Origin of the sequence: Aliamphritea spongicola, assembly GCF_017051665.1 — a bacterium.
GTDB lineage: Bacteria > Pseudomonadota > Gammaproteobacteria > Pseudomonadales > Balneatricaceae > Amphritea > Amphritea spongicola.
In genome coordinates this window covers 185,067-198,519 of the sequence record NZ_JAFIDL010000007.1, presented here as the reverse complement: position 1 = coordinate 198,519, position 13,453 = coordinate 185,067, and the positions used below count along the sequence as shown (strand labels likewise).

The window sequence follows — 13,453 nt, the reverse complement described above, 5'->3', positions numbered from 1 at the left end:
AATCGTCCCTTACCCTTGAACATTAGGTGGCCAGTCATTGGTGTCTATCTCAGACATGTACTTGAGGAACTCAGCAATTGCGTCGAGCTCTTCTTCGGACATGTTGAACTGAGGCATACTGCGACGCCCAGGAATACCATCGACAGGACGGCTTGTAATAAAGCCCTTGATCGCTTCTTTGCTGTTACCGTAGCGGACATACACGTTGCCCAGCTCTGGTGCAAAATAAGCGCCTTCGCCCAGCAGGGTATGACAGCCCAGGCAGTTATTGTCTTCCCAGACTTTCTTGCCCAGTGCCACCTGCGGTGTCAGGTTTTCGCGGTTATCCCTTTCGGGCAGCCGTTGCACGGTATCCGCAGATAAACCGACCAACAGCAAAAAGAAGAACAGACTTCCGCCAAAGAAGATGTTCCTCGCCATTGATTTTGTAAACGTTTCATTCATAAAGGTATCTCCACCCTTTGCACCTTTAACTAAGTCACTGAAAACAGTGAATTAGCCCCAGTAACCACTACGAGTCAGCATTCTCCTATTGCACCCCTTCGGCCACCTTGACCTTTATCAAGTGTTGAAAAAAACTTATGCGTTACAAACTGTACTAACGGCTAAGACATATAATGAGAGGGAGGAGGAAACCGATGCAGACAGCGAATAAAACCGGACAAAAACTGGCCAGCATTGCGGCTTTAATGTATCTGGTGAACCTGCTGTTACTGCCGGGCATCACGCTGGGAGGACTCATCTGGATGCGCAGCCGCTATGCAGCAAGCAGCCCGCCACTGGCGGTCTATCACCTGCGTCTGGCAATCAATGCCAGCCTGATTGCAATTCTGATAATTGCCGGGGGAAGTGCCGTACTCTGGCTGCTGTTTTCTCACAGCGCAACGGGCATCAGCATGGTGCTGCTGTACGCCATCACCAGCCATACGTTTTGTGTTTTATGGGGAATTTTTTGTCTGGCCAAAGCCATGAGCGGGAAATACCTGAGTAATCACCTATAAAAAACCGGGCGGATATTGCATCCGGCCCGGTCAGTGAATCAGTTAAGCTTGCAGGCTTAGCGGAACCATTTTTTCAGCCAGTCCAGCGGTTCGTCTTCCACATAACCCGGCGCATACGCAGCGGCGCATGGAATATACTCCTGCGGCTCATTCTCCAGCAAGAATGGCAGCTGCACACCGCCACACTCTTCTGCCGATCCCAGCCCGGTCAGTTCGTCCACCCACAGGTATTCCACTTCAGCAGGCTGATCCAGAATCAGTGGCTGCGGCCGTTCCCGCTTCATCAGTTCTATCCAGGTTTTCAGCGCACCGCTGCTGCCGGTTAACGGCAAGGTACTGTTATCATCCGCCCCCAGCCAGACAACCGCCAGGCGGTCACCGGTAAAGCCAGCAAACCAACTGTCACGCTGATCATTAGTGGTACCGGTCTTGCCCGCCAGATTCAGGCCCTGTGGCAGGCTGGCATACGCCGAACGGGCAGTACCGATATGCCCTACCTGCTGCAGGGCGAACTGTAACTGATACATCGGCCCGGCATTCACCGTTTGCTGCACCACCAGCGGATAACGGGACAACTCCTGATTTTCGGCATCAGCCACCATACGGATCGCCCGCAGCGGTAACTGGAAGCCATTACCGGCAATGGTCTGGTAGATCTGCGCCACCTCAATCGGTGACATCGCCGTCGCCCCCAAGAACAGTGACGGATAGGCCGGTAAGTCACGGTTAAATCCTAAGCGCCGCAGGGTATCCAGCACCTCATCCACGCCAACATCCATCCCCAGACGCACCGTGGACTGGTTATAGGATTTAGCCAGTGAATAATACAGCGGCACCGGACCATGGCTCTTACGGTCATAGTTTTTCGGTGACCACGGGCCATCCGGCAATTCAACGGTTAAAGGTTCATCTTCCAGAAGCGACGCAAGGGTGTAACCTTTTTCCAGCGCGGTCAGATACACCGCCGGCTTGATCAGTGAGCCCACTGGGCGGATCGCATCAATGGCACGGTTAAATCCCTGATAGCGGGTATTCTTACCGCCGACCACCGCCAGCACTTCACCGCTGTAAGGGTTACTGACCACCATACCACCCTGCAACTTGGCCACTTTTTTGCCGTAACGTTTGGTTATCGATTTCACACTCGATACCAGACTCTGCTCAGCATTGGCCTGAACCACAGGGTCCAGCGCGGTAAAAATCCGCAACCCGTCACTGCTGAGCACTTCATCCGGATATTCTTCCCGTAACTGGCGTTTCACCAGATCCAGATACGCCGGATATGCACCGCGATGCAGACTCTTCTGCTTTACCACTCCCAAAGGCTGTTGCTGTGCCTGATGGCGCTGTTTAGCGGTAATCGTGCCCTGATCCTGCAGTACTTTTAGTACCAGATCCCGGCGCTTTTTCGCCCGGGCAGGATTACGGCGCGGATCATAATAAGACGGTCCCTTGACCATTGCGGCCAGCAACGCCACCTGATGCAGTCGGAGTTCCTGAATGGGCTGAGCAAAGAAATACTGGCTGGCCAGTCCGAAACCATGAATCGCACGGTTACCCTTCTGCCCCAGATAGACTTCGTTCAGATACGCTTCAAGGATTTCATCCTTGCTGTAATGACGGTCCAGCAAGAATGCCATCGGGATTTCCAGTAACTTACGTACATAGGAACGTTCCGAGGTTAAATAAAAGTTTTTGATTAGCTGCTGAGTCAGGGTACTGCCCCCCTGAACAATCCGGCCGGCTTTGAGGTTTACCCACATGGCCCGGGCAATCCCTTTCGGCGAAACCCCGTAGTGGGAGTAATAATCCCGGTCCTCGATAGCCACCAGCGCGTCTACCAGATAAGGCGGGGCCTGCTCGATCTGCAGCAGGTCCCGGTCTTCATTCGACTTGGGGTAAATACCGCCAATCTGGATCGGCTCCAGACGTGCCAAGTTAATATTACGCCCGGCATCGTCCCGAATCCGGCTGACAGTATCGCCGGAAAAATCCACCAGCAAACGCCGGCTCGGCTCGAGGCCGTCTACAAAGTCAAAGCCCCGTGAATAAATCCGGGCCCGGCGGCTGGCCCACTCAACGGTCCCGGGCTGACTGGCCCGGGCTTGAAATTTATACCCCAGGCCCTTCAGCTCCAGTTTAAGACTTTCACGGCTCAGCACCTGTCCCGGGTACAATTCCAACGGGCGGGCATATACCTTGGCCGGCAACGCCCAGCGCTTACCCTCAAATTTGGCCCGAATCTGAATATCCAGATACACCAGACCGATTGCGGCAAATACGCTGAGTAACAGCCCCAGCTTAAAGAACAGCCAAAAAAGCCGCCGTAACCATGAAGGTTTAGCTGCCTTAGACTTTGAATTACGCGACTTACGCTTCGTCGCTGCTTTTTTGGCCATAAATACTTAATAATCCTGGAATAAGAGCAAAGCGCCTGCACCGAAAAATAGGTAACAACTGCTGCAGGTTAAGAATGAAACGAGAGTTTATCAGACCCCGGTATTGTGTAAATTGTTGCCTGAATATGTTCTGAGCAAATAATAACTTTTGTTCAGCACATCACTGACGGATAAGATAGACACAATTTTTAACGGAGAATTCCCTATGCAACCTCTCTGCCTCGCCAGCGAGATTACAGAACAGCAAAGCAAAGGCTTTGAAATTGACGGCAGAGGCATTTTTGCAGTCCGTAAAAACGATCAGCTATACGTTTATGAAAACCGTTGCCCCCACCGGGGTGTGCCGCTTGAGTGGATGCCGGATACTTTCCTGGATCCTGAAAAACAGTTTATTCAGTGTGCCACCCACGGCGCATTATTTACCATTGATGCAGGCTTGTGTATTGCCGGCCCCTGCAATGGTACATCCCTTGAACCGGTCAGTTTTGAGGTTATCGACGGTCAGCTGTGCATTGCTCCGAATTGACTCCAGGGACATTTTTCTGGCCGGGTAACAGCTGGTAAATCACTATACCGGCCAGCATTGATACAACAAACATCACCGTATCCTGTTGCCCGTATACCAGTGCCGCCAGCGCGGGCCCCGGACAGTAACCATACAACCCCCAGCCGATGCCAAACAGAACCGCACCGCTTAATAACCGTGCATCAATTCCTGCAGCTTCCGGCCAGTGGAAACGCTGAGCAAATACCGGTCCGGAACGTTTCCCCAACCAGAAAAAACCCGCGACAGAAGTGCCAACCGCAGCTGCCAGCACAAACACAAGCTGCGGGTTCCATGCGCCGGTCACATCTAAAAAGCCGATAATGTTTGCCGGGTCAGTCATACCGGATAACGCAAGCCCTGCACCAAACAATCCGCCGCAGAACAGCGCCAGTGAAGATTCCGTTAATCTGCTCATGTCAGCCTCCCATCTTCATTACGAAAACAGTCAGCATCGCAGCCAGTACAAACACACAGGTAGCCACCAGTGAACGCACTGACAAACGGCCAATACCACAAACGCCGTGCCCACTGGTACAGCCTGATCCTAAACGGGCACCGAAGCCGACCAGCAACCCTGCCAGAACAATCTGCCAGGTATCTGTTTCTGGCAAAACAGGCAATGCCAGCCCGGTTACCCTGTGTACTGTCCAGGCGCCGGTTAACAAACCAATCAAAAAGAAAAGGCGCCATGCGCCACCGGAGAAAAAAGCAGGCCGGCTAACAGCCTGCCAGAATATCCCGCTGATACCTGCAATACGGCCCAGCCAGGCCATCATCAGCACCGCACACAACCCTATCAGTAAACCACCGGCCAGCGCCGGCACTGCCATACTGGTCATTTATTGCCCCTTTGCCATCATAAAAATGTAAAGACGCAACAATATTAGCGACAACTAATTTAATCAAGTCTAATATTCCTTAAAGCATAACCGGTAACTGCCGCACCAGTGTGACTTCATCCGGTGTAATGCGGGCTCCGTAGGCAATCACTTCCACTCCGGCATTGACTGCTTCACGCAATAACTGACCATATTCAGGGTCGATATGATCCGCCGGCATCACCCGTTCAATCCCGGTATGGGGCACACAGAAAAACAACACGGCCCGGTGACCTTCAGCTACCATGGCCATCAGTTCCCGCAAATGCTTGGCACCACGGGTCGTGACGGCATCCGGGAATGTCCCCAGCCCGTCACCTTCAAATAAAGTGACATTCTTTACTTCTACATAACAGTCAGCCCGGCCTTCCTGTTGCAGCAGTAAATCGATACGGCTGTTTTCCGCACCGTATTTCACTTCCGTACGCAGGGTTCCATAACCTTGCAGCGGCTCTGCTACGCCGCTTTCAATTGCCTCACGCACCAGATGGTTAGCCCGGCCGGTGTTAATACAGGCCAGATAACGGCCTTCAACTTCCACCAGCTCCCAGCCATAGACATATTTACGTTTCAGATTGCCGGAATCCTGAATCCAGGCACGGCTGCCGGGGTCTGCACAGTTTTTCATTGAACCGGTATTCGGGCAGTGAACGGTCATTTCACGGCCATTATCCAGCTCAATATCGGCCAGAAAACGCTTATAACGTTTGATTAACCGCCCTTCGAGCATGTTTTCAAGCTTCATACCTGTAACCGCCTTGCCAGTCGCTCCAGTGCTGTTTCGATTTGCTCAACACTGGTTGTATAAGAGAATCGGATAAATTCATTGGCCCGGTGGGAACCAAAATCTACCCCCGGGGTAACGGCCACATGCTCTTCTTCCAGTAAATCCCAGCAGAAGGAGAAGGTATCATCAGTAAACCGTGATGCATCCGCATATACGTAGAAAGCACCTTCCGGCATCAGCGGAATGACAAAGCCCAGATTACGTAACCCTTCCACCAATACATCCCGGCGTTCTTTAAAAGCGTGACGACGTTGTTCAAGAATACTCAGGGTTTCCGGCTTAAATGCCGCCAGTGCCGCGTGCTGAGCAATAGTGGATGGCGAGATAAACAGGTTTTGCGCCAGTTTTTCCATATCTGCCACAGCATTTTCCGGTACAACCGTCCAGCCCAGACGCCAGCCGGTCATGCCGAAATACTTGGAAAAGCTGTTCAGCACAAAGGCGTCTGCATCCACTTCCAGTACAGAAGGGGCATTACAGCCGTAAGTCAGGCCGTGATACAACTCGTCAACTACCCGGTGACCACCAAGTGTTTTCACCGTTTGGGAAATCAGTTCCATATCGTCCCGGTGTACCACACTGCCGGTAGGATTCGCCGGTGAAGCCAGCAAAATACCTGCGGTATTCGGCTGCCAGTGCTGCTCTATCAATTCCGGTGTTAACTGAAAATTGTCTTCTGCAGTGACCGGTACCAGTTGCCCGCGGGCTTCTACCAGCCGCAGAAACTGTCGGTTACAGGGGTAACCGGGATCAGCCATCATGAATGTCTGTCCGGGATTGGCGAGCAACGAAAACACCATCAGCAGCGCGCCGGAGGCCCCTGCAGTCACCAGTACCCGTTCCGGTGAGATATCCAAACCATAGGTATTGGCATAGTGTTCTGCGATCAGTTGGCGCAGCTCAGGAATACCGCCGGAAGGCGTATACTGGGTATGACCGTTCTGAATCGCAGCAACACCGGCCTCAGCAATTGGCGCGGCGGTAGCAAAATCCGGCTCTCCGGCTTCCATGTGAACTACATTATGCCCCTGCGCATCCAATTGTTTGGCACGCTTCAGCAATTCCATTACTTTAAAAGACTCAATATCGCGGACCCGGTCCGACCACTCGTTCATCAGAAATTTCCCGATTTAAAAACAGGCTGAAAATATTGCTGCGCAGTATACCTTAGTGGGATCAGAAAGCAGGGGAATTATCACGACCTGCAGCAAGCTTTTTCCTGTAGCCCACAGCCATTGCGGGCTACAGAGTACCCAGTGTGAGAAATCAGCAAAGCGTTGATATCAATATGAAACTACAATTATATGTCGTTAAGATGATTTTTCGTCGTAAGGGCTGGCCTAAGCCGAAAGGTTCTGGTAACGTCAGCTCCCTTCTGATTCTTGTGTTTACATTTAGTAAGCGCATTAATAAGTGCCGGTAAGAGATCAGGATAATTACCGCCGGCGTAGGTAGCGAGAAGCGAGGCAGAGATATGCCCAATCAAGACACACAATTTACACACTTCGAGCCTTACCCGATTGTGGAAGGCGAAGAATACATGAATGACGCTCAAAAGGATCACTTCAGGAAGATCCTTCTTGCCTGGAAGCAAGAGCTTATGGAAGAGGTAGATCGTACGGTTAACCATCTGCAGGAAGATGCAACCAACTTCGCCGACCCAAGTGACCGCGCCAGCCAGGAAGAAGAATTCAGCCTGGAATTACGTACCCGTGACCGTGAGCGCAAGCTGATCAACAAGATCGGTAAAGCCATGGATACCATCGATGAAGATGACTACGGTTACTGCAATGCCTGTGGCGTAGAGATTGGCATCCGCCGTCTGGAAGCACGTCCGACAGCGACACTTTGCATCGACTGCAAAACCCTTGCAGAGATCAAAGAAAAACAGCTGGGCATCTGATTCCCTCTGTGGCCGGCTCCCGCCGGCCACGCGCGTTTATGACCTATACCGGACGTTTTGCGCCCTCACCCACCGGCCCGCTGCACTTCGGCTCCCTGCTTGCTGCACTGGCCAGTTACCTTGATGCACGACACCATAACGGCCAGTGGCTGGTTCGTATTGAAGACCTTGATCCTCCCCGTGAAGCAGCCGGCGCCAGCGATGCCATTCTGCGTTGCCTGGAAAACTTTGGTTTTGAGTGGGATGGCGAAGTCATTTACCAGAGCCAGCGGCATGAATATTACCGGGAACACTTACAATTACTGATTGCCGGTCAGAACGCCTATTACTGTAACTGCTCACGGCAACAACTGCGCCAGCGCAGCGGCAGCCATCTGTATGATGGCTACTGTCTGACACACCCACCAGCAGGTTCAGAAGGCTGCGCAATCCGCTGTCGGGTGCCCGCTACCGCTAATCCGGAAAACGCCACATTCTCAGACCGTATTCAGGGCCTGCAACTGGCATATTGCAGTGAAGACTTTGTACTCTTTCGCCGGGACGGTTTCTTTGCTTACCAACTGGCGGTGGTGTTGGATGATGCCGTACAGAAAATCACCCATGTGGTACGCGGTTCCGACCTGCTGGACTCCACTCCTAAACAGTTACAACTGCAGCAGCGCCTCAACCTGCCAGATTTGTCATATGCACACATTCCGGTTGCCGCTAACGATCAGGGGCAAAAACTCAGTAAGCAGACTTTTGCCCGGGCGCTGGATGATGAACCCGTGCCACAATTACTGGCAGCGCTGGAATTCCTTGGCCAGCAGCCCCCTGCAACACTGAGCGGCTGTAACAAAGAAGATATTCTTGCCTGGGCCATCCAACACTGGCAGATTAACAACGTTCCGGCACAGGCCAGTATTATCTGGCAACCTGCCCCTTAGCCTGCCAGACCGGAGAACCCGGCCGGCAAAGAGAGATTGCTATGCAGCTATACCGATTAATGCTGGTATTCGTCGTTGGCGTGTACTTACTTTCTCCCGCTCTGATGGAGTGGTGGCACGAACATGACACCCCCTGGTACCGGCCCTTTATCCTCTGGGGCGGTCTGATCTTCATTGCCGTGCTGCTGGAAAGGAGCTATCGCCGTAATGAGTTTTAACTTTAACGACCTGTTACTGGCGGGTATTACTTTCCTGACCCTGCTATTCGGGGCGGCTTATATTACTGAACGGGGCTGGATTCCCCGACGCATCATCCGCCACCCTCTGACCTATATTCTGTCACTGGGTATATATGCCAGCGCCTGGACCTTCTACGGTACCTTTGGTCTGGCACAGCAGTCGGGTTACAGCTTTCTCGCCTCTTATCTGGGAGCCAGTGCAGCCTTCTTTCTCGCACCACTGGTGCTGATTCCCATTCTGCGCATTACCCGAAAAAACCAGCTCAGTTCACTGGCGGACTTATTTGCCTTCCGGTTCCGTTCTGCCGGAGCTGGTACCATGACAGCCCTGATGACAGTGGTCGCCACACTGCCGCTGATCTCCATTCAGATTCAGGCGGTGGCTGATTCACTTCACATACTTACCAGCAACTTTTCATCCAACCGGATTGCCCTGGGCTTCTGCAGTATTATTGCCCTGTTTTCGATTCTGTTCGGTGCCCGCTACCCTTCCCTGAAGCACCGGCATGCCGGACTGGTGGTCGCCATGGCCACCAGCTCACTGTTTAAGCTGATCGCGCTCGGCGGCATTGGCCTGTATGCGTTCTTTGATATTCTCGGCGGACCTTCAGGGCTGAACCAGTGGTTCGAACAGCAACCGATTGTACTGGAAACGTTTTACACCCCGCTGGACAGCGATACCTGGCGCACCATGCTGCTGAGTTTTTTTGTCGCGGCAATCGTCATGCCACACATGTTCCACATGATATTTACCGAGAACACATCCTCGGAAAGCCTCTACAAAGCCAGCTGGGGCGTACCTCTGTATCTTCTGCTCATGGCACTGGCCATCCCTCCAATCCTTTGGGCGGGTATGAAACTGCAACTGGCCAATGACCCTGAGTTCCTGATTCTCCATCTGGGTATAGGCATTCAGTCAGAGTTTCTGACCATGCTGGCGTTTATCGGTGGGTTGGCTGCCTCAAGCGGAATCATCATCGTTGCGACTGTTTCCATGGCTTCCATGCTACAAAATCACTTGATATTGCCACTGCTGCCGGCACCGAAAACCCAGCGGTTTTATTCATGGCTGCTGTGGTTACGCCGCAGCCTGATCATTGCCCTGATGCTCGGCAGTTACTTCTTCTATATCAATATCGGTAAACAGCACGACCTTCACTTGCTGGGCACCATCGCTTTTATTGCTTTCCTGCAGTTCCTGCCCGGTATTATTGCTACGCTTTTCTGGGCGTCTGCCAACCGTATCGGCTTTATCCTGGGTGTCATCGCCGGCATGAGCATCTGGCTATTAACCATGCTGGCACCGCTGTTTAACGGCTTTGACAGCAGCAGTTTTCTGCTTTCGTATCCGGAAGTCCGTGAGTGGCACCAGGCGGCCATGTACTCACTGGTGGCGAATATTTTTGTCTTTGTGCTGTTATCGGTTCTGCTGGACAACTCACCTGAAGAATTTCAGGCAGCCAGCGCCTGCCTGGTATCAGCCCCTCAGCAACTATCCGCACCGCAGCTGACCATTAAAGACAGCAACCAGTACATCAGCCTGTTAACACCACGACTTGGCCGCTCTGCTGCTTACCGGGAGGTCAATGCCGCCCTGCAAGAGCTGGATCTGGCAAACAGTCGTCTTTCACCGGTCAACCTGCTGCGCTTACACGTACAGATCGAAAACAACCTCAGCGGTTTGCTTGGCCCGATAGAAGCGGCCTCCCTGCTCAGACCCGCCAGCAGTCAGCTATCCGATACGTTCAAAACCCGTGACGTTAACCTGCTGGAAAACCAGCTGGAAACCTACCACGCCAAACTGACAGGCCTGGCTGCTGAGCTGGATAACCTGCGACGCCATCACCGCAGCACCCTGCAAAAACTGCCAATCGGCGCCTGTTCACTGGACGATCAGGGCAAGATCATTCTGTGGAACGCAGAGATGGAACTGCTTACCGAGCTGCCCCACGCGCAGGTTTTAGGTAAAACACTGGATGAGCTGCCAGCCCCCTGGGCAGACCTGCTGCATAACTTCGCCCTTGAAGAAGGCGCCCACCTGTTATCCCAGCGGATAAAGATTGAAAACCATGAACACTGGTTCAGCCTGCACAAAGCCAGCCTGGCCCACGACACCGATGCGGCGGTTATTCTGGTGGAGGATGAAACCGAACATCAGACACTGGTGAACAAGTTATCTCACAGTGAACGCCTGGCATCCATCGGCCGGTTTGCTGCCGGTGTTGCCCACGAAGTAGGCAACCCTGTTACCGGCATTGCCTGCCTGGCACAGAACCTGAAACTGGAAACTGACAGTGAGCCGGTCCTCGAGACCGGCGAACAGATCCTGACACAGACAAAACGGATCACCCGTATCGTTCAGTCACTGGTACGCTTTGCCCACACCGGGCAGGGTGAAGAACAGGAAGACCATTTACCCCTTAACCTGCATGAACTGATCGGTGAAGCCATTCATCTGGTATCACTGGACACCCGCAGCAAACAAATCAGTTTCATGAATGAAACACCTGTGGGAATGCAAATCAGCGGTGATCCGCAGCGATTACTGCAGGTATTTGTAAACCTGCTGAACAATGCCAGCGACGCCTCAGAAGAGCAGGATGAAATCTGTATTGAGGCTGATTACGAGGAAGGCTCGGTGGTTATCCGTGTAACCGATCAGGGTAGCGGCATATCCCCTGAGCATCAGGCCAAAATATTCGAACCGTTTTTTACCACCAAAGATCCTGATAAAGGCACCGGTCTTGGACTATCTTTGGTCTATAACATCATCATTGAGCATTATGGTAGTATTAATATCGTTAGCCCCGCCAACAACAAGCAGAATAAAGGCACACAGGTGGTTATCACCTTACCTATTCCTGCCACGGACAGCAGCATATAGCGTCATGCAGGAACTCAAGAGACAGGCAAAAAGGTAGACCAGATGAGCCGTATTCTGATAGTTGAAGATGAGAGCATTATTCGCTCTGCATTACGACGACTGCTCGAAAAAAATGACTACGATGTCGCCGACGCGGCATCCGTTGATCAGGCAACCCGCGATAACAACCTTGAGTCATTTGATCTGATCATCAGTGACCTGCGCTTACCGGGCGCTCCGGGCACTGACCTGATCACCCTTGCCGGACAAGTACCGGTACTGATCATGACCAGCTATGCGAGCTTACGCTCCGCAGTGGACGCCATGAAGCTGGGCGCCGTTGATTACATCGCAAAACCCTTTGATCACGAAGAAATGCTGGCAACAGTAGCGAGCATTCTGCAACGCTCAGCGAAAGCCCAGAGCACTGATGAAGCCACCGACACCGAAGTACAGCCCTCACAAAACACCATTACCGGTAACAGTGAGCCGATGCTGGAACTGTTCAAACGCTTAAGTAAAGTTGCCAAAACCCAGGCAACGGTACTGATACAGGGCGAGTCCGGTACCGGTAAAGAACTTACTGCCCGGGAAATCCACCAGCAAAGTACACGGGCAAGTGCCCCCATGGTCTCGGTGAACTGCGCGTCGATTCCTGACACTCTTATCGAATCTGAACTTTTCGGCCACGAAAAAGGGGCGTTTACCGGTGCGGACTCCAGCCGCAGCGGCTTAATTGAAGCAGCCGATGGCGGTACCCTTTTTCTGGATGAAATCGGCGAATTACCCCTCGAAGCCCAGGCACGTTTACTGCGTTTCCTGCAGGAAGGCGAAATACGTCGGGTCGGCTCGGTGAATTCCAAGCAGGTAGATGTGCGCCTGGTTGCGGCCACCCACAGAAACCTGAAAGCCATGGCTAAACAGGGGCAGTTCCGCGAAGATTTGTATTACCGCCTTTATGTAATGGAACTGCAGATGCCACCGCTGCGGGAACGTGGCCAGGATATTCTCGATATCGCCCAGCAGTTTCTGCGTAACAGCGGCAGTAAAAACGGCAAACCGGATCTGCAGTTTTCCCACCATGCGAGCCAGACCATGCTGCAATATCGCTGGCCCGGTAACGTACGTGAACTGCAAAATGCGGTTGAACGGGCTGTCATTCTCGCCGACGGTGACTTCATTGACACTGACCTTCTGGGTCTGGACCTTGAAGTGGATTCACTGGCGTCCCTAGAAACCAATTTTGTTGCCACTCACAAAAATGCTGTACCGGCCCCGGCCAACACAGCAGCCAATGACAGTGGCCGGCAAGACCATCAGAACCTCTCTCTGGACGACTACTTTCAGCGCTTTGTTCTGGATAACCAGGACGGTATGAGTGAAACCGCTCTGGCCAAAAAACTGGGCATCAGCCGGAAATGTTTATGGGAACGCCGGCAGAAACTTGGCATTCCCCGTAAACCCAAGAAAGCTTAGTCCGGGTAACAAACCTGTTACCTGGCACGGTTACAAAAGTGTTACCTTTCGCCCCGCAGAGCGGTTACAAAGTGTGTAGAGAGGTAACACTTTTTCAAGTAACAATGTTACAAAATGGTAACAAACAAGTGTTCGAAAAATACAATACCTATAAAAAACAATAACTTAAAAAAAGTGGCACGCCTTCTGCAATAATTAGATCAACAAGAAAAAGAATACTTAACACACATAATCACAATAAAAATAAAACCCAGATTGTGAGTGACTAAGTAACCGCCTCGAATAAAAATAATAATGAGGCTTAAAGCTGATCGCTGAAATTGACGCCTTTTACAACGGTCCCGAAATCAGTGCTTAGAAATAAAAACAACAAGCTAACACTAGCGTTGTTGTCTAACTAAGCGGTCAGCTTTACCCATCTCCTTCTCTCATAA

Annotated in this window: 13 protein-coding genes; 7 read left to right on the top strand and 6 right to left on the bottom strand. The window is 52.1% G+C overall.

Translation table 11 applies throughout. The features are described 5' to 3' along the window. Window positions 1–9 precede the first annotated feature (9 nt). Window positions 10–444 carry a c-type cytochrome gene (locus JYB63_RS18535; protein ID WP_205659404.1) on the bottom strand — a complete coding sequence of 145 codons (435 nt, stop codon included), beginning with the start codon at window positions 442–444 and terminating at the stop codon, window positions 10–12. Between the two features lie 194 nt (window positions 445–638). Between JYB63_RS18535 and JYB63_RS18530 the strand changes: the two genes are divergently transcribed. After that, window positions 639–1,001: a hypothetical protein gene (locus JYB63_RS18530; protein WP_205659403.1), complete on the top strand. Its 363-nt coding sequence runs from the start codon at window positions 639–641 to the stop codon at window positions 999–1,001. A gap of 56 nt (window positions 1,002–1,057) precedes the next feature. Here the strand turns inward: JYB63_RS18530 and mrcB are convergent, their stop codons facing one another. Continuing rightward, the gene (gene mrcB / locus JYB63_RS18525; protein WP_205659402.1) at window positions 1,058–3,400 is read right to left on the bottom strand and encodes a penicillin-binding protein 1B; all 2,343 of its coding nucleotides are present in this window, start codon (window positions 3,398–3,400) and stop codon (window positions 1,058–1,060) included. Window positions 3,401–3,605: 205 nt separating this feature from the next. Here mrcB and JYB63_RS18520 point away from each other — a divergent pair, with 205 nt between their 5' ends. Next, window positions 3,606–3,926 carry a Rieske (2Fe-2S) protein gene (locus JYB63_RS18520; RefSeq protein WP_205659401.1) on the top strand — a complete coding sequence of 107 codons (321 nt, stop codon included), beginning with the start codon at window positions 3,606–3,608 and terminating at the stop codon, window positions 3,924–3,926. Here the strand turns inward: JYB63_RS18520 and JYB63_RS18515 are convergent. The 4 genes from JYB63_RS18515 to JYB63_RS18500 form a co-directional block, all read right to left on the bottom strand. Next, window positions 3,892–4,362, bottom strand: a complete 471-nt coding sequence (locus JYB63_RS18515) for a YeeE/YedE family protein (protein ID WP_205659400.1) — start codon at window positions 4,360–4,362, stop codon at window positions 3,892–3,894. The two genes, JYB63_RS18520 and JYB63_RS18515, sit on opposite strands and share 35 nt — an antisense overlap. Window position 4,363: 1 nt before the next feature. After that, entirely contained in the window at window positions 4,364–4,786 is a 423-nt protein-coding gene (locus JYB63_RS18510; protein ID WP_205659399.1) for a YeeE/YedE family protein, read from the bottom strand. A 79-nt stretch (window positions 4,787–4,865) separates the two neighbouring features. Then, window positions 4,866–5,570, bottom strand: coding sequence for a DNA/RNA nuclease SfsA (gene sfsA / locus JYB63_RS18505; RefSeq protein ID WP_205659398.1), 705 nt, complete (start codon window positions 5,568–5,570; stop codon window positions 4,866–4,868). Further along, on the bottom strand, window positions 5,567–6,727 hold the full coding sequence (locus tag JYB63_RS18500) for a pyridoxal phosphate-dependent aminotransferase (protein WP_205659397.1): 1,161 nt from the start codon (window positions 6,725–6,727) through the stop codon (window positions 5,567–5,569). The genes sfsA and JYB63_RS18500 overlap by 4 nt, the downstream gene beginning before the upstream one ends. A 359-nt stretch (window positions 6,728–7,086) precedes the next feature. Here JYB63_RS18500 and dksA point away from each other — a divergent pair, with 359 nt between their 5' ends. From dksA to JYB63_RS18475, 5 genes are read left to right on the top strand one after another with little or no spacing between them, the layout of a single operon-like run. Beyond that, window positions 7,087–7,515 (top strand): RNA polymerase-binding protein DksA, encoded by a 429-nt coding sequence (gene dksA / locus JYB63_RS18495; RefSeq protein WP_205659396.1) that lies wholly within the window; start codon window positions 7,087–7,089, stop codon window positions 7,513–7,515. 38 nt (window positions 7,516–7,553) lie between these two features. After that, window positions 7,554–8,441: a tRNA glutamyl-Q(34) synthetase GluQRS gene (gene gluQRS / locus JYB63_RS18490; protein WP_205659395.1), complete on the top strand. Its 888-nt coding sequence runs from the start codon at window positions 7,554–7,556 to the stop codon at window positions 8,439–8,441. 41 nt (window positions 8,442–8,482) lie between these two features. Further along, complete coding sequence (locus JYB63_RS18485; RefSeq protein WP_205659394.1) at window positions 8,483–8,659, top strand: hypothetical protein; 177 nt, start codon at window positions 8,483–8,485, stop codon at window positions 8,657–8,659. Beyond that, on the top strand, window positions 8,649–11,564 hold the full coding sequence (locus tag JYB63_RS18480) for a sensor histidine kinase (RefSeq protein ID WP_205659393.1): 2,916 nt from the start codon (window positions 8,649–8,651) through the stop codon (window positions 11,562–11,564). Before JYB63_RS18485 ends, JYB63_RS18480 begins: the two co-directional genes overlap by 11 nt. A 42-nt stretch (window positions 11,565–11,606) precedes the next feature. After that, window positions 11,607–13,019 (top strand): sigma-54-dependent transcriptional regulator, encoded by a 1,413-nt coding sequence (locus JYB63_RS18475; RefSeq protein WP_205659392.1) that lies wholly within the window; start codon window positions 11,607–11,609, stop codon window positions 13,017–13,019. Window positions 13,020–13,453 lie beyond the last annotated feature (434 nt).

Bases quoted from the DNA above. Each gene is read 5' to 3' on its own strand.
- JYB63_RS18535 (WP_205659404.1), bottom strand. From the start codon at position 444: ATGAATGAAACGTTTACAAAATCAATGGCGAGGAACATCTTCTTTGGC.
- JYB63_RS18530 (WP_205659403.1), top strand. From the start codon at position 639: ATGCAGACAGCGAATAAAACCGGACAAAAACTGGCCAGCATTGCGGCT.
- mrcB (WP_205659402.1), bottom strand. From the start codon at position 3,400: ATGGCCAAAAAAGCAGCGACGAAGCGTAAGTCGCGTAATTCAAAGTCT.
- JYB63_RS18520 (WP_205659401.1), top strand. From the start codon at position 3,606: ATGCAACCTCTCTGCCTCGCCAGCGAGATTACAGAACAGCAAAGCAAA.
- JYB63_RS18515 (WP_205659400.1), bottom strand. From the start codon at position 4,362: ATGAGCAGATTAACGGAATCTTCACTGGCGCTGTTCTGCGGCGGATTG.
- JYB63_RS18510 (WP_205659399.1), bottom strand. From the start codon at position 4,786: ATGACCAGTATGGCAGTGCCGGCGCTGGCCGGTGGTTTACTGATAGGG.
- sfsA (WP_205659398.1), bottom strand. From the start codon at position 5,570: ATGAAGCTTGAAAACATGCTCGAAGGGCGGTTAATCAAACGTTATAAG.
- JYB63_RS18500 (WP_205659397.1), bottom strand. From the start codon at position 6,727: ATGAACGAGTGGTCGGACCGGGTCCGCGATATTGAGTCTTTTAAAGTA.
- dksA (WP_205659396.1), top strand. From the start codon at position 7,087: ATGCCCAATCAAGACACACAATTTACACACTTCGAGCCTTACCCGATT.
- gluQRS (WP_205659395.1), top strand. From the start codon at position 7,554: ATGACCTATACCGGACGTTTTGCGCCCTCACCCACCGGCCCGCTGCAC.
- JYB63_RS18485 (WP_205659394.1), top strand. From the start codon at position 8,483: ATGCAGCTATACCGATTAATGCTGGTATTCGTCGTTGGCGTGTACTTA.
- JYB63_RS18480 (WP_205659393.1), top strand. From the start codon at position 8,649: ATGAGTTTTAACTTTAACGACCTGTTACTGGCGGGTATTACTTTCCTG.
- JYB63_RS18475 (WP_205659392.1), top strand. From the start codon at position 11,607: ATGAGCCGTATTCTGATAGTTGAAGATGAGAGCATTATTCGCTCTGCA.